The sequence below is a fragment of the Bacillus sp. RC252 genome, assembly GCF_044909215.1.
GTDB lineage: Bacteria > Bacillota > Bacilli > Bacillales > Bacillaceae_G > Bacillus_A > Bacillus_A mycoides.
The window spans coordinates 57,611-74,371 of the sequence record NZ_JBIYDV010000016.1; the positions used below are offsets into that span (position 1 = coordinate 57,611).

General features: G+C 36.0%; 21 protein-coding genes. 16 read left to right on the plus strand and 5 right to left on the minus strand.

Annotation, left to right across the window (positions count from 1 at the left end):
- Positions 1–239: 239 nt before the first annotated feature.
- Together ABH960_RS21180 and ABH960_RS21185 are read right to left on the minus strand one after the other, a co-directional pair.
- Positions 240–611, minus strand: coding sequence for a hypothetical protein (locus ABH960_RS21180; protein WP_404448222.1), 372 nt, complete (start codon positions 609–611; stop codon positions 240–242).
- 328 nt (positions 612–939) lie between these two features.
- Positions 940–1,374, minus strand: coding sequence for a GNAT family N-acetyltransferase (locus ABH960_RS21185; RefSeq protein WP_404448225.1), 435 nt, complete (start codon positions 1,372–1,374; stop codon positions 940–942).
- Positions 1,375–1,588: 214 nt separating this feature from the next.
- Here ABH960_RS21185 and ABH960_RS21190 point away from each other — a divergent pair, with 214 nt between their 5' ends.
- The 5 genes from ABH960_RS21190 to ABH960_RS21210 all read left to right on the plus strand — a co-directional run bounded on the left by ABH960_RS21190 (position 1,589) and on the right by ABH960_RS21210 (position 5,326).
- A complete protein-coding gene (locus ABH960_RS21190) occupies positions 1,589–2,062 on the plus strand; it encodes a hypothetical protein (protein WP_404448228.1) in 474 nt (157 codons plus the stop codon).
- Positions 2,063–2,092: 30 nt separating this feature from the next.
- Positions 2,093–2,275, plus strand: coding sequence for a DUF3888 domain-containing protein (locus tag ABH960_RS21195; protein ID WP_404448344.1), 183 nt, complete (start codon positions 2,093–2,095; stop codon positions 2,273–2,275).
- Between the two features lie 199 nt (positions 2,276–2,474).
- Positions 2,475–3,248, plus strand: coding sequence for a (Fe-S)-binding protein (locus tag ABH960_RS21200; protein ID WP_404448230.1), 774 nt, complete (start codon positions 2,475–2,477; stop codon positions 3,246–3,248).
- Complete coding sequence (locus tag ABH960_RS21205) at positions 3,214–4,644, plus strand: LutB/LldF family L-lactate oxidation iron-sulfur protein (protein WP_404448233.1); 1,431 nt, start codon at positions 3,214–3,216, stop codon at positions 4,642–4,644. Before ABH960_RS21200 ends, ABH960_RS21205 begins: the two co-directional genes overlap by 35 nt.
- Positions 4,625–5,326 carry a LutC/YkgG family protein gene (locus ABH960_RS21210; RefSeq protein WP_404448236.1) on the plus strand — a complete coding sequence of 234 codons (702 nt, stop codon included), beginning with the start codon at positions 4,625–4,627 and terminating at the stop codon, positions 5,324–5,326. Before ABH960_RS21205 ends, ABH960_RS21210 begins: the two co-directional genes overlap by 20 nt.
- A 123-nt stretch (positions 5,327–5,449) precedes the next feature.
- On the opposite strand, the gene ABH960_RS21215 is transcribed toward ABH960_RS21210, so the two are convergent.
- Positions 5,450–5,593, minus strand: a complete 144-nt coding sequence (locus ABH960_RS21215) for a YjcZ family sporulation protein (protein ID WP_106408435.1) — start codon at positions 5,591–5,593, stop codon at positions 5,450–5,452.
- 156 nt (positions 5,594–5,749) lie between these two features.
- On the opposite strand from ABH960_RS21215, the gene ABH960_RS21220 reads away from it, so the two are divergent.
- The 7 genes from ABH960_RS21220 (at position 5,750) to ABH960_RS21250 (ending at position 10,401) form a co-directional block, all read left to right on the plus strand.
- Positions 5,750–6,334 carry a TetR/AcrR family transcriptional regulator gene (locus ABH960_RS21220; protein ID WP_404448239.1) on the plus strand — a complete coding sequence of 195 codons (585 nt, stop codon included), beginning with the start codon at positions 5,750–5,752 and terminating at the stop codon, positions 6,332–6,334.
- A 2-nt stretch (positions 6,335–6,336) separates the two neighbouring features.
- Positions 6,337–6,507, plus strand: coding sequence for a hypothetical protein (locus tag ABH960_RS21225; protein WP_404448242.1), 171 nt, complete (start codon positions 6,337–6,339; stop codon positions 6,505–6,507).
- 83 nt (positions 6,508–6,590) lie between these two features.
- Positions 6,591–7,067 carry a PH domain-containing protein gene (locus ABH960_RS21230; RefSeq protein ID WP_404448244.1) on the plus strand — a complete coding sequence of 159 codons (477 nt, stop codon included), beginning with the start codon at positions 6,591–6,593 and terminating at the stop codon, positions 7,065–7,067.
- Entirely contained in the window at positions 7,060–8,499 is a 1,440-nt protein-coding gene (locus ABH960_RS21235) for a PH domain-containing protein (protein ID WP_404448247.1), read from the plus strand. The genes ABH960_RS21230 and ABH960_RS21235 overlap by 8 nt, the downstream gene beginning before the upstream one ends.
- A gap of 202 nt (positions 8,500–8,701) precedes the next feature.
- A complete protein-coding gene (locus ABH960_RS21240) occupies positions 8,702–9,355 on the plus strand; it encodes a DUF975 family protein (RefSeq protein WP_404448250.1) in 654 nt (217 codons plus the stop codon).
- A 193-nt stretch (positions 9,356–9,548) separates the two neighbouring features.
- The gene (locus ABH960_RS21245; RefSeq protein WP_404448252.1) at positions 9,549–9,986 is read left to right on the plus strand and encodes a hypothetical protein; all 438 of its coding nucleotides are present in this window, start codon (positions 9,549–9,551) and stop codon (positions 9,984–9,986) included.
- Between the two features lie 169 nt (positions 9,987–10,155).
- The gene (locus tag ABH960_RS21250) at positions 10,156–10,401 is read left to right on the plus strand and encodes a CPCC family cysteine-rich protein (RefSeq protein WP_404448255.1); all 246 of its coding nucleotides are present in this window, start codon (positions 10,156–10,158) and stop codon (positions 10,399–10,401) included.
- 74 nt (positions 10,402–10,475) lie between these two features.
- Here ABH960_RS21250 and ABH960_RS21255 read toward each other — a convergent pair whose 3' ends face one another.
- Positions 10,476–10,859, minus strand: coding sequence for a hypothetical protein (locus ABH960_RS21255; RefSeq protein WP_404448257.1), 384 nt, complete (start codon positions 10,857–10,859; stop codon positions 10,476–10,478).
- A 240-nt stretch (positions 10,860–11,099) separates the two neighbouring features.
- Between ABH960_RS21255 and ABH960_RS21260 the strand changes: the two genes are divergently transcribed.
- The 3 genes from ABH960_RS21260 (at position 11,100) to ABH960_RS21270 (ending at position 13,861) form a co-directional block, all read left to right on the plus strand.
- Positions 11,100–11,774 (plus strand): hypothetical protein, encoded by a 675-nt coding sequence (locus tag ABH960_RS21260; RefSeq protein WP_404448260.1) that lies wholly within the window; start codon positions 11,100–11,102, stop codon positions 11,772–11,774.
- 202 nt (positions 11,775–11,976) lie between these two features.
- On the plus strand, positions 11,977–12,453 hold the full coding sequence (locus ABH960_RS21265; RefSeq protein ID WP_199659762.1) for a PH domain-containing protein: 477 nt from the start codon (positions 11,977–11,979) through the stop codon (positions 12,451–12,453).
- Entirely contained in the window at positions 12,446–13,861 is a 1,416-nt protein-coding gene (locus tag ABH960_RS21270; protein WP_404448263.1) for a PH domain-containing protein, read from the plus strand. The genes ABH960_RS21265 and ABH960_RS21270 overlap by 8 nt, the downstream gene beginning before the upstream one ends.
- A 99-nt stretch (positions 13,862–13,960) precedes the next feature.
- On the opposite strand, the gene hmoB is transcribed toward ABH960_RS21270, so the two are convergent.
- On the minus strand, positions 13,961–14,464 hold the full coding sequence (gene hmoB / locus ABH960_RS21275; protein WP_002087141.1) for a heme-degrading monooxygenase HmoB: 504 nt from the start codon (positions 14,462–14,464) through the stop codon (positions 13,961–13,963).
- A 127-nt stretch (positions 14,465–14,591) separates the two neighbouring features.
- On the opposite strand from hmoB, the gene ABH960_RS21280 reads away from it, so the two are divergent.
- Positions 14,592–16,709 (plus strand): transglycosylase domain-containing protein, encoded by a 2,118-nt coding sequence (locus ABH960_RS21280; RefSeq protein WP_404448266.1) that lies wholly within the window; start codon positions 14,592–14,594, stop codon positions 16,707–16,709.
- The last annotated feature ends 52 nt before the right edge of the window (positions 16,710–16,761 follow it).

The following is a 16,761-nucleotide window of genomic DNA, read 5'->3' on the forward strand; positions in this document are numbered from 1 at the left end:
TAGGAGGCTTTTCTATTTATCCCGCATTAACGGGCAGTAAGACCCCCACCTCAAAATTCAGCGGAAGCAAAGAAGTTAGGTGGGGGATCAACTGCCCGTAAAAGCCCGATTGGTTCAACTAATAATCAGTGGGGATGAACAAAACCCCCACTGATTAAAGTTTCACTTTATTATTTTGGCTGTTTTCGTAGATATTGTTGCTTTTCAAAAACGAAGAGGGGCTTGCCGACTCTTCGTTCCTACTTCCTCATCGAACTCCCTACGATCTTACCTGATGGTTCGTCCACGAGTTTATTTATATCGCCTAACAACTCTCGCTGTTTAGCCGGAATGGTAACGAGTGTTACTTCTTTTCCTTTGAATGACGTATCAGCGAGTTGATATTTGGTTGTATCCGCTATTACTTTGCTGACTTTTGCATCTTTCCAACTGCCATCTACTTCATCTTTCTCTGCTTGTGATAACGAGCTCCAAACCAATTCCCTTACATCCTTTTTCGTTTGTCCCGTTTCTGTTTTCGGGGTTTCGTTGGTTTTTGTTGTTCCACAACCGCTTAAAAGGATGGATACACAAGTGAATGCAGATACAATCATGCCGATTTGTTTCTTCAAGATGCAAAACTCCCTTCATCGCATATATACTTCTATATTTCATGTCCTGCTGGATGGCTCGGAACAATTCGTGATGTTCTGTTTTGGAAAGTGTTGCAAAATCTTTGTACACATTACGCCACATCGCCTCCATTGATATAGTAATATCAATGGAGGGAAGGGTAGGCAACGTAGTAACAATCTTTACGAAAACAGTCATTATTTTCTGACGGATGAAGGAATGGAGCGAGCACGGTTTAATGTCTCGGTAGTTAAAGTAGTATATAAGGTGAAAATGTTCAGTCGAAATATATTTTTGAAAGAGATAGAGGACTTCGACAGTTAACCCCTATGCTAAGGTGTGGTCTCTGTCTTTTCTAACTAGAATGAGATAATGACCGTTATAATTATTTATATTTCTAAAACCTAATTTTTCATAGAATGAGGTTTTATCTTCTGTTCCTAAGGAAATGGTACGAACTCGTTTCACTTTAGGATGGTTAGTTAGATGTAGTATTAACTGTTTGCCAATCCCTTTACCTTGATACGATTCATCCACTACTACATCGTAAATCTCTCCCCAACGCACATAATCTGTGAGCATACGTGCAAAACCAACAATTTTATCATCATCGAATGCTGTAATTAATAGCGGGGTATTTTCCAACATTTCCTCCCATTCCTTTATGTCTGTTGGCATTTTCCAAGTGGCTACCCTTTGAAAAATTTCTTTAAGTTCAATTACGTTGATATCTTCTTTGTTATGACTGTAGTGAATATTCATAAATTATCCCCTTTAATCTAAAATATAAAATATTAGATTCTAGATAAGGAAACCAAATTCCTGTATATGTAGTCGTTATTAAACAAGGAATGAAGGAAACCTTTCGTTCAAACTTTATTTTAATCCTACATTAATAACAATCTCAAATAAATTATAGTGTTGTATTTAGTTTTGTTGGAGAAAATACCTACCGAGAAAAGGTAGGTGACCTTATTTGAAAAAAATTTTATGTATTATTTTTAGCGTTTTATTTTTTATCACTACTTCTACTGTTTTTGCAAAGCAAGAAGCACAGAGTCAAGAATTTATTAATCAGTATTATTTTGATATTGATTTAAAAGGGGTTAAAGATATCTATTTCTTTAGGGAGTTCCCTTTTTATAATGATAAAGGACAAGTTTCACCTTTAGGTAAGGTAGTTTTATCTGTATTACAGGGTGATATATGGACATGGGTTAGAGAACCAAGGATTTATGTTAAAGAAAACATTGCTTATATGCACGCAGTCAAATTAGATGGATTAAATCTGTTATATACGTTAAAAAAAGAAAATAACGTTTGGAAAGTCGTTAAAATTGAGAAAAAGAAACTTCCTACGGTTGGTAGCGAAGTTATATTGGAGCAAGCATTTCTAAGAGCGATTGGAATAGAGATACTTAATGCAACAAAAACGTATTATGGTGAATAAAAGCTTTTTGATTCGGCAAGAGTTATTGATATTGTCCGAGATGAATTTAATGATAAGTATGATATAACAATTCAAATTGTTACGTATGAAGGACCTATAATGCCACCTTATGGTTTTGATACAATTACTTTACGAATACCAGGTTTTAAAGTAATAAAATACGAGCATAAAGATGTTTCGGATATTGGGAAAATACCATTAGAAACACATTAAAATGTTTAAGGTAATGTGGAGTATTAGTTAAAAAGGAAAAAAGAGGTAATTACATATTAAAAGTGATTGAGATAGTCCTCAATCACTTTTTTTATATTTTTATTCATATTTTTTTAATACTTACCAATAATATACAACAAAGGAAGATTTGGTTATAAAGTTACTTGAGCTTACTTTACTGTATTTAGGGGTGCAAAATATGAAAGTATCAATATTTATTACTTGTGTTGCAGATGTTTTTTATCCAGAAGTAGGGAAAGATGTTGTGGAAATTCTTGAAGATTTAGGGTGTGAAGTTGATTTTCCAAAAACTCAAACTTGCTGCGGACAACCTGCTTATAATAGCGGGTATGTGAAAGAAACAAAAACAGCTACAAAACATATGATTGAAGCCTTTTCTAGTTCAGAATATGTTGTGGCACCATCGGGGTCTTGCGCTATGATGGTTCACGAGTTTTCTAGCTTGTTTTCTGAAAGTGAAGCGGATTGGAAGAAAAAAGCTACTGAACTTGGAAATAAAACATACGAATTCACACAATTTCTTGTGGAAGTATTAGGGAAAGAAGACTTAGGTGCAGAGCTTCATAAAAAAGCAACGGTTCATACATCTTGTCATATGAGCCGATTAATGGGGATTAAGGAACCACCGCAAAAACTATTAAAGTGTGTAAAGGGACTGGAAGTTGTTTCATTGCCGCATAATTATGATTGTTGCGGATTTGGAGGGACATTCTCGGTGAAAATGCCAGAAATCTCTGAGCAAATGGTTGAAGAAAAAGTAAAGCATATTATGGAAACCGGTGCGGAATTGTTAATTGGGATGGATTGTAGCTGCTTAATGAATATAAAAGGACGTTTAACACGCAATGGTTATCAGATTGATGTAAAACATATTGCTCAAGTATTAAATGAAGATCGAAAACAAGGGGGATATAGAGATGGGGATGAAAATTGGGAACGATCCCTTTCATAAGCGTACTAAAACAGGTATTGGGGATCAATTTATGCGACAGGCTGTCAGGAAAGCGCAAGATGGTCTGAGAGTCAAGAAATTAAAAGCTACTGAGAGTCTTGGAAACTGGGAAGAATGGCGAGCTTTAGGAGAAGAAATTCGAAAGCATACATTAGAAAACCTTGATTATTATTTATATGAGCTGAGTGAAAATATTGAGAAAAACGGTGGTTTCGTTTATTTCGCAAAGACTGCAGAAGACGCAAGGGAATATGTAAAAGAGATTGTAAAAAAGAAAAATGCGAAAAAAATTGTGAAATCAAAATCGATGGTAACAGAAGAGATTAGTTTAAATGAAGCGATTGAAGAAGCTGGAGCAGAAGTGTTAGAAACAGATCTTGCTGAATTTATTCTACAAGTGAACGACCACGATCCGCCGTCACATATTGTTGTTCCGTGCCTTCACAAAGATAAAGAACATATTTGTGAAATATTTAAAACAAAGTTAAATTATACTGGAACATCTGATCCTACGGAAATGGCGAGGTTTGTAAGAGATTATTTACGTGATGATTTTTTTGCAGCGGATATAGGAGTGACTGGATGTAACTTTGCTGTTGCAGAGTCTGGATCAATTTCTATCGTAGCAAACGAAGGAAATGCAAGACTTACTACGACACTTCCGAAAACGTTGATTACAGTTATGGGGATGGAGCGTATTGTTCCGACATGGGAAGAGCTTGATGTTTTAGTAACACTTCTATGCCGAAGTTCTGTAGGACAAAAGTTAACAAGTTATATTACAGGGTTAACTGAGCCTGGCGGGGAAGATGGACCTGAGGAATTTCATTTAGTCATTGTTGATAATGGTCGTTCCGATATTGTAGGAACGGAATTCCAAAGTGTCCTCCAGTGCATTCGTTGCGCGGCATGTATTAATGTGTGTCCTGTATACAGGCATATTGGTGGACATGCATATGGCTCTATTTATCCAGGACCAATTGGAGCTGTGTTGACACCGCTTTTAGGGGGATATGATGAATATAAGGATTTACCTTACGCATCTAGCCTTTGTGGTGCATGTACGGAAGCGTGTCCAGTGAAAATCCCGTTACATGACTTATTAATTAAACATCGCAGCCGCATTGTAGAAGAAAAACGATCACCTGTAGCTTGGAACGTGGCTATGAAAGGTTTTGAAAAAGCGGTGAAGAGTCCTAGACTATTTTCTTTTGCAGCGAAGAGCGCTCCGTATGCATTAAAACCTCTTGCAAAAGGGGATAAGATCGAGCGTGGAATTGGGCCGTTAAAAGCTTGGACGGATGCGAGAGATTTTCCAGTTCCGAAAAAACAACCGTTTCGAGAGTGGTTTGAAAAACACGAAAAGGAGAACAATGATGGCCATCCAAAACCGTGAGGAATTTTTACTCCAGTTATCAGAAAAGCTTGGTAGGAAACGTCCAGAAGCAGTGAAAAAACCGAACTGGTCTTTTTCCCCGCAGTGGAATGTTTTTGACGGACTGGCGCAAGATGAACTTGTATTAAAGTTAATAGAGCACTGCGAAGTTATTCATACAGAAGTAAAGCGAACAACAAAGGAAAACCTTGTTGAAACATTGGGGGCTTTTATAAAAGATTGGAATATCAAATCTGTTATATGTTCGAATGATGAGCGCTTTAATGAGTATGGTCTTACGCCATGTTTCAGCAATGAAGGTACAACAAATTTTCGTACATGGGGATTAGATCATAAAGAAGAGGACATAAAATTTGCGAAAGCTGCTGACCTTGGCATTACGTTCAGTGATATGACTTTGGCAGAATCAGGAACCGTTGTACTATTTAATGACGGGTTAAAAGGAAGACATGTGAGTCTTCTTCCGGAGTCATATATTGCAATCGTTCCTAAAAGTACGATTGTACCAAGATTAACCCAAGCTACAAAACTGATCCATAATCAAAATAAAGCGGGAGAAAACTTGCCGGCTTGTGTGAACTTCGTTTCGGGTCCGTCAAATAGCGCGGATATTGAAATGAACCTTGTCGTAGGTGTACATGGGCCAATTAGAACAGCGTATATTATTGTGGATGATCAATAATGATTTACGTGTGCGGCAGAGCGTGAAATATAGCTGAAACATTATAAGAGTACTGAAAATAGAAAGTGCTGGCTGTTAAATATAACCGGAGCTTTCTATTTTGTGTGCCCTTACTGGTGAAAGTTAAAGACCAAGTCCACTATAGCTGACTCCAACTACGATTAATATGATAAAGAGCACAATGAGTAATATATAACTGCTACTAACTCCCTTACCATCTTGTCCAGCTTCACCGCCGCCGCTACCACCTTTACCGCCAGATCCCATATGAAAACCCTCCTTATCGTTATACATTGTTTTTACTTTATATTTTTCTAGGTTCATCAAGAAGTTCCTTTTAAAACTCTAATTAACTTGCAAATCATTCATTTTCATTTTACAATTTACTTACCGACCGGTAAGTAAAAATAAGTGAGGTACAGTATGACAAAGAATTTACAAACATCGCAGCACATTGTAGAGGCATCATTTAAACTAATGGCAGAGCATGGCATTGAGAAGATGAGTCTTTCAATGATTGCGAAAGAAGTAGGTATATCAAAGCCAGCTATTTATTATCATTTTCCGTCTAAAGAAGCGCTAGTTGATTTTTTATTTGAAGAGATTTTTTCTGGATATTATTTCGTGGGTTACTTCGATAAAGAACAATATACGAAAGAAAACTTTGCAGAAAAGTTAATCGCAGATGGTTTACATATGTTGTCTGAGTATAGAGGCCAAGAAGGCATATTACGCGTTATAAATGAATTCATCGTAACTGCGACACGAAATGAAAAGTATCAGAAACGCTTATTTGAAATACAAGAAGATTTTTTAAATGGATTCCACGATTTATTAAAGAAAGGTGTGGAACTTGGTGTTGTGTCACAACATGCAACTGAAGAAAACGCGCATACGTTAGCGCTCGTTATTGATAATATGAGTAATTACATATTAATAGGATTCCAGTTAAAGTATAAAGAAATTTGGATTCGAAATGTGAAAAACGTAATTAAGGAGGGGGAATAAAAATGAAAATGCAGAAAAACTGGTGGCTCGGTTTTCTGGGGTTAATTGGAATTTATAAAATCCCAGGTATGATTGAAGCTTTCCAAGCGGATAAAGGTTGGTTCGCGTTAATCGGTTTCGTGTGGTTACTTTGGTTCGGGTATTTTATTCCTGAGAAAAAAGAGGATAAATAATAAATTTTCAATTTTATGTAAAGTTATGTAAAATATAGATTGAGACAATTCATATATTAGATTAATAGATTTGGAGTGGTTACATGGATCCATTGAAAAATGAAATTCATCCTGACATGATCAAGGTGTGGAAAGTTCGTGCTGTAATTGAGGAAGGGATCGGTATTCTCGTCATTTTAGTTTACCTGTTCCTTATGATAAAGTTTGATTGGTGGGCGTGGATTTTGTATGTGCTGATCGGGTTAACAGTTGCACTAGCACCATTTGAGTACTTCCTATTCCCGAAACTGCGTCAGCGTTATTATAGCTACCAACTAAATGAAGAAGAACTTGAAATTCAGCACGGTCTTTTCGTTGTAAAGCGCGTATTAGTACCGATGATTCGTGTACAGCACGTTACAATTGAACAAGGACCAATTATGAGAAAATATGGATTAGCAGAATTACATATTTCAACAGCGGCAACTTCTCACAGCATTCCAGGCTTAATGATGTATGAAGCAGAAATGTTAAAAACGAGAATCGCAGAATTAGCGAAAGTGAGTGATGAGGATGTATAAGAGGCAGCATCCCATTACGATGTTATTAGAATTAAAAATAACAGACTTTATACCATTGCTTATTTTCATGTTTAGTTTAAATGGAAAGTTTCCATTTTGGTATTTAATTCCCGCTGGATTCGGTTTACTCACCGTCTTTTCAGCTTTTGAAAAATGGTATTACACAACATACTGGGTTGAAAATAACGTATTACATGTTAAACAAGGGCTCTTTGTGAAGAAGGAGAGCTACTTAAATAAAGAACGTGTCCAAACGATTAATACAAGTTCAAACGTGTTATATCAAATGCTCGGTTTAAAGAAAATTCAAATCGAAACAGCTGGCGGAGGCGATGATGCCGAAGTAAGCCTAGCTGGTATTACAGAAGATGAGGCGAAGGAGCTTATTTCCTTACTAAATGAGCCAACTCCAGAAGTAAAAGCAGAAGAAACATCAGAAGAATTAGTAGAAAAAGAAGTTATGACAGAGGAAAAGCAAGCGACAGAGTACAAATTAACTTTGAAAGAAATTTTATTAGCATCTGTTACATCTGGTCAGTTTGGACTATTATTCTCATTAATCTTTTTCGTGTATCACCAAGTAGATGAGTACATTCCGAAATGGATAAAAAATAGCGTAGAGTCGTATGTAATGGATCATGATATATACGGCTGGATTTACATGGTAGCTATTTTACTCGTCCTTTCGTGGATTATATCTACAATTGGTTACGCGTTAAAACATGGTAATTTCACAGTAAATCGAAAAAACGATGAAGTGCGTATTTCTCAAGGATTACTTGAAAGGAAAGAACTTGTACTAAAGTTACACCGTATTCAAGGGATTACGATAAAAGAAGGTATTTTCCGTCAGATGTTCGGTTATTGTGCTGTGCAAGTCGAAGTTATTCAAAGTAAGGGATTGGGAGAAGAGAAAGACAAAGTTACGCTGCATCCGATTATTCGAAAAGATCGTGTGCAAGAGTTACTCGCTCATTTACAATTGCCATATGAACTGAATACAAATATTACTGCATTACCAAAAGCAGCCTTGCGCCGTTATTTAATTGATAGTTTCATTTTCTTCGCAATGCTAGCAATCCCGCTTACTGGGATAAGCATATACTTTGAAAAGTATTTCATCATGTGGGCGTTGTTACCGCTAGCTATCCTCATCTTTACACTTGGATACGCAACATTTAAAACAAATGGTTACGGTGTAAACGGAGAACAAATTACGATTATACATCGTAGTATTGGGAAACATACAGGACTTGTAAGAAGAAGACACGTCCAATCAATTGAAAAAACACAATCATATTTCCAGCGCCGAGCGGATTTATGTACGTATACGTTTTCTAGTGCATCATCGAATTATAAACTAGAGCATACGAGAGTAGAAGATGCGGAGAGAATGCAGGATTGGTATAAGAAGAGAATATGTGAGGATTAAATGAAATGGCTTGCCTAGTATGAAAGGCAGGCTTTTTTGTTATGGAGAAATGAGTAGTTTGATTCATATATGGGTGCAAATACAGCTCACATTTCTCAATACGTATCAGAAAAAAAGGTAGTATACTTCTATTTCAGGAAAATCTGTGGAATTTTTGATATAAATGGTATACTAATATAGAAAAAGTATTAGGAGGCTATATATGATAAGTCAGTTAAAAAGAGAAGCACTTGATGCATTAAAAGGAAAATGGGGATTAGCGGTAGGGGCAACCTTATTAGTCGGAATCCTTATTGGAGCTGTTGAACTTCTAATTACAGGTGTTTTCTCGATGTTTTGGGGTTGGGAAGAAGCAGGTGATTCGCTTACAGTAAGTATTATTGCAATGCTTGTTATCGGTCCGTTAACAATAGGCGCCTACTATCTTGTTTTAAATGTAATCCGTGAGACTAGTGCTCGCATTGGTGATTTATTTAGATGGTTTAGCGATGGAAGTAAGATTATGAAGTCGTTTTTAACATATTTACTAATGTATGTATACTTGATGCTATGGACATTACTTCTTATTATTCCGGGTATTATTAAATCATTTTCTTATTCTATGACGTATTTTATTTTGAATGATCGTCCAGAATACACAGCGAATCAAGCGATTACCGAAAGTCGCCATATGATGAATGGACATAAAATGGATTACTTTTTACTATGCTTAAGCTTCCTTGGCTGGTTCCTTTTAAGTATTCTTACCTTAGGAATCGGTTTCTTATGGTCTGCACCTTATTTCTACGCGACATCGGCAGCATTTTATGAAGAGATTTCAAAAGAATATTACAAAAAAGAAGGTACTACCTTCTAATAAACCACCTAAACCACTTGCCCCCTAAAGAATATAGGGAACAGACGGTTTAGGTGTTTTGATATGTGTTCTGTTTTCGGGTTCACTTCAAAGCTCTTCCCTCTATGTTTTATCATAGAGGGTTATTTTTTTATGTAAAAATGATAGAAAATAATGAATAATATATGTGAAGGGAAAAGTGAGGTGAATGAGATTGAGCAAATTTTTAATTCCGTATTCATTTTCTATATTAAGTTTTTTTATTTCAGTAACGGTACTTGATTTATATGATAGGATGGGAAAAAATAATGAGATGATTTCACCGACTATACTTGGAAAGGTAATTCAAGCTACTTCGCAAATGGGAGTCCTTACATTGTATTTCGGAGTACCTATTATTTTAGGTGGCTGTCTACTTGGTGAGCTATTGTTTAGAGGTATCATTTTACGTTTTAAACTAAGCTATATTATATCTTTATTATTATATTTGCTTTTAGCTTTTAGTATTGTTTTTGTAACGGTAGGAATTCCAACTACATACGAAGATTCTAATACCTTTTTCATGGGAATAACTATGATTTGCGCTGTTACATTCTTTGTGGGCCGAAATATATGGGAGAAAAAATCAGTTAATAATGGAGTGACAAAATGAAATACACTTGTCCATGTTACGGATATAAAGTGAAACTTTAATCAGTGGGGATTTTGTTCATTCCCCACTGATTATTAGTTGAACCAATCGGGCTTTTATGGGCAGTTGATCTCCCACCTAACTCCTTTGCACTAGCTGAATTTTGAGGCGGGAGTTTTACTGCCCGTTAATGCGGGGTAGAACGTTAGAAGAAGAACCACCAGGTACATATGAAATTTGTAACATATGTTATTGGGAAGATGATCCTGTTCAGTTTAACGATCATGACTTTGAAGGCGGAGCAAATGAAGTTTCGTTAAGACAAGCACAGAGAAATTTCATTGTATTTGGTGCTTGCGAGGAATGCTTTGTTGAATCAGTTAGAAAACCGACTAACGAAGATATAAAGGATGCTAGTTGGAAGCCAGTTTGTTAAGTAGTTTTTAAATGAAAATGTTATTACTCAATTTAATAAGAGTAATAACATTTTTTTATGCAATGATGAAAGAATTAACGACGTCTTATAAGATAAAACAATAAAGATGATACAGTAATAGGAAGGCCAGTATCCAGAAAGGCATTTAAATTAAAGGATAGAAAATCTCTGTCGTTAAACCACGTAAAGAATAAATGATTGTAGGAAATACCTAGCAGTATAAATAAAGGAATGCCGATTTGTAATTCATGACTTCTTTTTATTTTTTTATAACAAAATTCACCTAATAAACAACCGATAAGAGCGGGGATACTGCCAAGAATAATATACATAATGATTGATATCCAAATTGGTCCCCATGAATCTGCAAAATTGGGAACTTGTGTATACTGTAAAACATTTACAATGACAGAAAAAACTAGTAAGCATGTTAAATAACTAATTATGAATTTTTTCAATAGAATCATCCTCTTACTATAGAAGTTATGTAAAATGATATAAAAAAAGCATCTAGCAAAAGTACTAGATGCAAATAAAAACACAAGGGAAGATAAATGTCTTCCCTTTTCCCGTAAGTAATTATATCAAAAAAATTATAAAAAACTAGCTTTATTTTTAATATAATGAATGTGTGAAGCTATGAAAGTAAAAGATTACACTATTTTCGTAGTGTTTTTTATTAAAAGGAGTGAATTATAGTGCTCGGAGTAAAATTTTATGATTGGAAAAAACAACGTCCTAAAAAACATTATTTGCGTGTGCATGAAATTAGGATTTTTGAGTTAATTTTCTCAAAGAAAATTAACGAGTTTGAAATGGGATTGGGAGAGATTGAGCAAGTTACTGTCTATTGTTTAGCTAATGAAAATACTGATATTTCATATAAAGTGAATAGAGATTTAGGTGAAATTTGTGTATATGTTCCTTACGATTTTATGAAATTTTTAACACTTGATTCAGTTGAAGAGAAATACAATGAGTTTTGTAAATTAGTACATCAATATGTTATCCCCGGACTTGAAGAAAACTCTACTCTCTCACCATCTATTGTTAGAAAGTATGTCGAAGAGTCTTTGGGAGAAATTGTGAAACGAAACTATGAAGGGATATTTTTAGTAGGAAAGACACCTAAAAAAAGCCCAAGCCGTAAGAAGATAGCGATATTAAAAGGAATTCATCGTGTTAAAGGTTTCCAACTACGATGTGAGGTGTACGATGAAAAGGGTTTAAAGATTCGCGATCAATTATTGGTGGAAGAGGTAGGTAACGAAATGGTGTATTCAAGATTTCTAGGCACATTAAAATGGGAAAGTGAAAATTTAATTGTGGTCAAATCAAAATCTAGTAGTTGGAAAGAAGAAATTTATATTTAATAATAAAGCTATTATAGAAGAAATGATTTGTAGAAAGAAGAGATGCTAGTGCTTCTTCTTTCTTTATGTTTATTCGATTAATGAAGGGAATTTTGAAGAAATGCTCGATATGACGTGATAACTATAATTTTACAAAATTGTATATAAAGCCTTATTTTCTGCTAATATATAATTAATAAATTCATATAATTGGAGTGATGAGATGCAGCCGTTAGAAAAGGAGATTCATTCTAATATGCTGAAAGTGTGGAGAATTCATGCTTTAATTGGGGCGGCAGTTATACTAGCAGTCGTAATTGCGTATTTCTTTTTTATGATTAACTTTAACTGGTGGGGCTGGTTGTTTGGATTGTTAGTGACAGGAGCAGTTATATACATACCACTCGACTATTTTGTATTTCCAAATTTACGTCAACGTTATTATAGTTACAGATTAAATGAAGAAGAGATTGAGATTCAAAAGGGAATGTTCGTTGTAAAACGCGTACTTATTCCGATGATCCGCGTGCAGCACGTAACGATTGAGCAAGGGCCAATTATGAGAAAGTATAATTTAGCAGAATTACATATTTCAACAGCGGCAACTTCTCATAGTATTCCAGGCTTAACGAAGGAAGAAGCAGAGCAGTTGAAAAGACAAATTGGAGAGCTTGCGAAAGTGAGTGATGAGGATGTATAAGAGGCAACATCCAATCACGATATTATTAGGTATTAGGATTTCTAGTTTATTTCCACTTATTATCCTTGTTATGTTTAAACCTGAAGAACAAGTGAAACCCTGGTATTTATTTTATCTTTTCATCTTGTTTATTATATTCATTATGGCGATATTTTCAGCTATAAAATGGTATTTCAAAGTGTACTGGATTGAGAGTAATATTTTACATATAAAACACGGTGTTTTTGTGAAGAAGGAAAGTTATTTAAATAAAGACCGTGTGCAAAATATTAGTACATCTTCTAATGTCATTTATCAAATGCTTGGACTTACGAAATTAAATATAGAAGTAGCGGGCGGCGGTAGTGAGCCAGAAGTGATGTTAGCTGGTATTAGAGAAGATAAAGCGAAAGAACTGATTGCTTTATTACATAAAGAGAGAAGCGTTTTGAGTGAAGATGCGCCCGCAGAAGAAGAAAGTAAGACGGTTTATCGGTTAACGGCGAAAGAAATTTTATTCGCATCTATTACATCTGGCAGATTTGGATTAGTGTTTTCTATGTTAGTAATCCTTTACACAGAGTTTAATCAATTTCTTCCAGAATGGCTCATAAATAAAGTGGAAGCTTATGTTGTGGATAACGGTGTATATGAATTAATCGTTATGGCCGCGATTTTAATGGCAATTTCGTGGGTCATTTCTACGGGCGGCTATGCATTAAAATACGCGAACTTTAAAATAGAGCGAAACGGAAATGAAATTCGTATTGTGCAAGGGTTATTTGATAAGAAAGAGTTTGTCTTAAAGCTCCACCGCATTCAAGCGATTACTGTAAAAGAAGGAATTCTCCGCCAGCCTTTCGGTTATTGCTCTGTCGAAGTGGAAGTCATTCAAAGTATAGAAGCGGCAGGGAATGAAGTGATGTTACATCCTTTTATGAAGAAAAAAGATGTACAGCAGCTACTTGCCTATTTACAGTTGCCATATGAAATAGAAGAGGAAATCGTTCATTTACCGAAGGCTGCATTACGCCGTTACGTCGTAATGGGCTGGATTACAAGCGCTGTGCTCGCTGTGCCAATCGCTGGTGCGAGTATATATTTTAAACAACATACTGCGTTGTTCGTTCTTATACCGCTATTTATTGTATTTACAATACTTGCATACGCTAGATATAAAAGTGGTGGATATATGATACGAGACAATCAGTTAGTAATGGTGCACCGAGGTCTCGCGAAATATACAGGGATCATGCGAAGAAGGCATATTCAAGTGGTCGGATACAATCAATCTTATTTTCAAAAGAAAGACGAGTTATGTACAGCTGCTGTAGCGGTGGCGGGACATGGTTATGAAGTGAAGCATATGCGAAAAGAAGACGCGCTTCGCATATATAATTGGTACAAAGAAAAAGGAAACACCGTGTAATGGTGTTTCCTTTATTTGTGTCGTCATTTGTCGATAAGTCGATATATTCGAAAAATCGCCGATATAATTTCATATACCGCCGACTCCGAACTCCGAAAATTAAACTAAAACATCAAAAGTAGTCACGAACGACGGGCGAGAGAAAATACTTTTTTGCTGTTCTGCATGTGGATGCGCCTGAGCCTGAGCTTGTCCCTCTGCTTGTGCAGGACGTTTTTTATGAGCGTTTTCGAATGAACGTGATTCTGTCCAGTCTTTAAAGTTTTGCTCAGTTTCCCACATCGTTAAGATGACATATGTATCATTACTTAATGGACGAAGAACGCGGATTGCTTGGAAACCAGGTTCGTTTTCGATTAGACCAGCACGGTTTTTAAAACGGTTTTCAAATACAGGGCGACCTTCGTCTGTTACAGAAATGTTGTTACAAACGATGTAGCCAGGTTGTCCTTTAAATTCTCCAACAGCGTCTAATACGTCATACTGAAGTGTGGATTCCACAGATTCTTCAGTATTTTCTTTATAAAACATATCTTTTTCGTTATTTTTTGCAGTGAAATGTGCTTGTTCTAGAGGTGTTTCGTATGAAATAATAGCCTTCATTTTAATGCCCCCTTTATGGTTTGTCTCTATTATATCAATTCTCTTAAAAAACTTCGAAGATTATATACATAAAGATACTTCTTTTTCAAATAATAAATGTACCATCATTTGGAAAGAAGGCCGATGTATGAAGAAAGCAAAGTGGACTTTATTAGGCGGGATAGCAACGTTCGTAGTAGCGATTGTACTCTATAAACTTATTGTGTTAACTGGTGGCTATATGATGGATGAAAAGCAGCTTGTTTTCCACTCTTCATCACGTATCGTTGACCAGAAAGGAAAAGAAATTACGAAGTTATATGTAGAAAATAGAGAGCTCGTGCCGATTGAAGAAATTCCAAAGTACGTGCAGCAAGCATTTATTGCTGTGGAAGATTCTCGTTTTTATGAGCATCAAGGAATTGATTACCCTTCTATATTTCGGGCGCTTTATAAAGACGCGTTAGCTGGAGAGAAGGTAGAAGGCGGTAGTACGATCACGCAGCAACTAGCTAAAAATGTCTTTTTAACTCGCGAAAAAACATTTACGCGTAAATTGAAAGAGGTCGCAATTTCTCTTCAATTAGAGCAAAAATATACGAAGCAGCAAATTCTTGAAATGTATATGAATCATATTTATTTCGGTCATGGGGCATATGGTATTCAAGCGGCAGCAAAGTTGTATTTTAATAAAAATGTAGAAGATTTAACAGTGGAAGAGGGAGCTATGCTTGCAGGGCTTCCGAAAGCGCCAAATGGCTATTCACCGTACTTATCCCTAGAAAAGAGTAAAGGGCGCCGTGATCTTGTTTTGTCACTTATGCATAAACAAGGCTATTTAACAGCGGAAGATAGTGTTCGTTACCAAGGGAAAACAATCGCTCTTTATAAAAATTCAGATGAACGTGAACTCGCATATATGCCTTATATCGATATGGTTATAGATGAAGCGGCGCGTTTATATGGTTTATCGCATCAAGAAGTACTGCGCGGAGGATATACGTTTGTCGTACCGATGGATGAAAAAGTTCAAAAGGTAGCATATAACCAGTTTCAAGATGCGAGAAATTTCCCTGGTAAAGAAAACGGGGCGCAAGGTGCATTTTTATTAATGGATAATCAGACTGGCGGAATTAAAGCCGCGATTGGCGGAAGAGAGTATGTTCCGAGAGGGCTTAATCGCGTTTTTGCAAAGCGGCAGCCTGGTTCTGTTTTAAAGCCGCTTATCGTATATGGACCTGCACTTGAGACGAAGAAATATAATCCATATTCTTTATTAACGAATGAAAAAAGTTCGTTTGAAGGTTATGAACCTCGAAATTATAATCATGAGTATACGAAAGAGATGACGATGTACGATGCGGTATTAGAATCAGCAAATGTGCCAGCTGTATCTTTATTAAATGAATTAGGGGTAGATGAGGGAAAGCAATATTTAGAGAAAGGGAATGTTCATATTGCGGACTCAGGTTTAAGCACAGCACTTGGCGGGCTGAAAAATGGTGTTTCTCCATTTGATCTTGTCAAAATGTACCGATCTTTTTTAGCAAACGGGAATATTATCGAACCGCACGTTATCGATAAAGTGTTAAATAGACACGGGGCGGTCATTGGAGAATCATCAAAAGCTGAAACGAAAGTCTTTTCGAAGCAAACGGCATGGTATATGACAAAGATGCTTGAAGGAGTTGTGAAAGAAGGTACGGCAAAAGCTGGCGTATATAATGGAGCTTTAGCTGGAAAAACAGGCACAACTTCACTGCCGAATGATGACAATGGTGCGCGTGATATGTGGTTCGTTGGATATACACCGAATTTAGTAGGTGCAGTTTGGATTGGCTATGACCGCACCGATAAAGAGCATCAATTACAAGATGGAAATGCATCTGCAACGATGTTATTTAAAAAGATTTTAACGAAAGCAAATATACAAGATAAAGCGAGTTTTCATAGGCCAAAAGGTGTTGAAACAATTGGACTGCCAATTCGTTTAGATAAGATTCAAAACGTGGAAGCAAAACTAGCATTTAGTCCTTTCGGTTTATTTGCAATGAAACTAAGCTGGACGCCGCTTCCTGATGAGCGAATTATGTATCGGATTTATAAAGTTGAAAAAGGAATTCATACTCACGTTGGAACGGCAAAAGGAACGGGGAAATATGAGGAGAAGTTTATTAATATATTCTCAAAACCAAGTTTTTACGTTGTGCCATATAACACACAAACGAACCGTGAAGGAGAAAAGTCAAAAGTAGCTAAACCGTAGTTTTTCTCTGTGCTATAATAAGAATGTTGTGAAAATAGTAAACGTTTTTACG

Bases quoted from the DNA above. Each gene is read 5' to 3' on its own strand.
- ABH960_RS21220 (WP_404448239.1), top strand. From the start codon at position 5,750: ATGACAAAGAATTTACAAACATCGCAGCACATTGTAGAGGCATCATTT.
- ABH960_RS21265 (WP_199659762.1), top strand. From the start codon at position 11,977: ATGCAGCCGTTAGAAAAGGAGATTCATTCTAATATGCTGAAAGTGTGG.
- ABH960_RS21200 (WP_404448230.1), top strand. From the start codon at position 2,475: ATGAAAGTATCAATATTTATTACTTGTGTTGCAGATGTTTTTTATCCA.
- ABH960_RS21210 (WP_404448236.1), top strand. From the start codon at position 4,625: ATGGCCATCCAAAACCGTGAGGAATTTTTACTCCAGTTATCAGAAAAG.
- ABH960_RS21185 (WP_404448225.1), bottom strand. From the start codon at position 1,374: ATGAATATTCACTACAGTCATAACAAAGAAGATATCAACGTAATTGAA.
- ABH960_RS21230 (WP_404448244.1), top strand. From the start codon at position 6,591: ATGGATCCATTGAAAAATGAAATTCATCCTGACATGATCAAGGTGTGG.
- ABH960_RS21215 (WP_106408435.1), bottom strand. From the start codon at position 5,593: ATGGGATCTGGCGGTAAAGGTGGTAGCGGCGGCGGTGAAGCTGGACAA.
- ABH960_RS21250 (WP_404448255.1), top strand. From the start codon at position 10,156: ATGCGGGGTAGAACGTTAGAAGAAGAACCACCAGGTACATATGAAATT.
- ABH960_RS21280 (WP_404448266.1), top strand. From the start codon at position 14,592: ATGAAGAAAGCAAAGTGGACTTTATTAGGCGGGATAGCAACGTTCGTA.
- ABH960_RS21235 (WP_404448247.1), top strand. From the start codon at position 7,060: ATGTATAAGAGGCAGCATCCCATTACGATGTTATTAGAATTAAAAATA.
- ABH960_RS21225 (WP_404448242.1), top strand. From the start codon at position 6,337: ATGAAAATGCAGAAAAACTGGTGGCTCGGTTTTCTGGGGTTAATTGGA.
- ABH960_RS21205 (WP_404448233.1), top strand. From the start codon at position 3,214: ATGGGGATGAAAATTGGGAACGATCCCTTTCATAAGCGTACTAAAACA.
- hmoB (WP_002087141.1), bottom strand. From the start codon at position 14,464: ATGAAGGCTATTATTTCATACGAAACACCTCTAGAACAAGCACATTTC.
- ABH960_RS21270 (WP_404448263.1), top strand. From the start codon at position 12,446: ATGTATAAGAGGCAACATCCAATCACGATATTATTAGGTATTAGGATT.
- ABH960_RS21240 (WP_404448250.1), top strand. From the start codon at position 8,702: ATGATAAGTCAGTTAAAAAGAGAAGCACTTGATGCATTAAAAGGAAAA.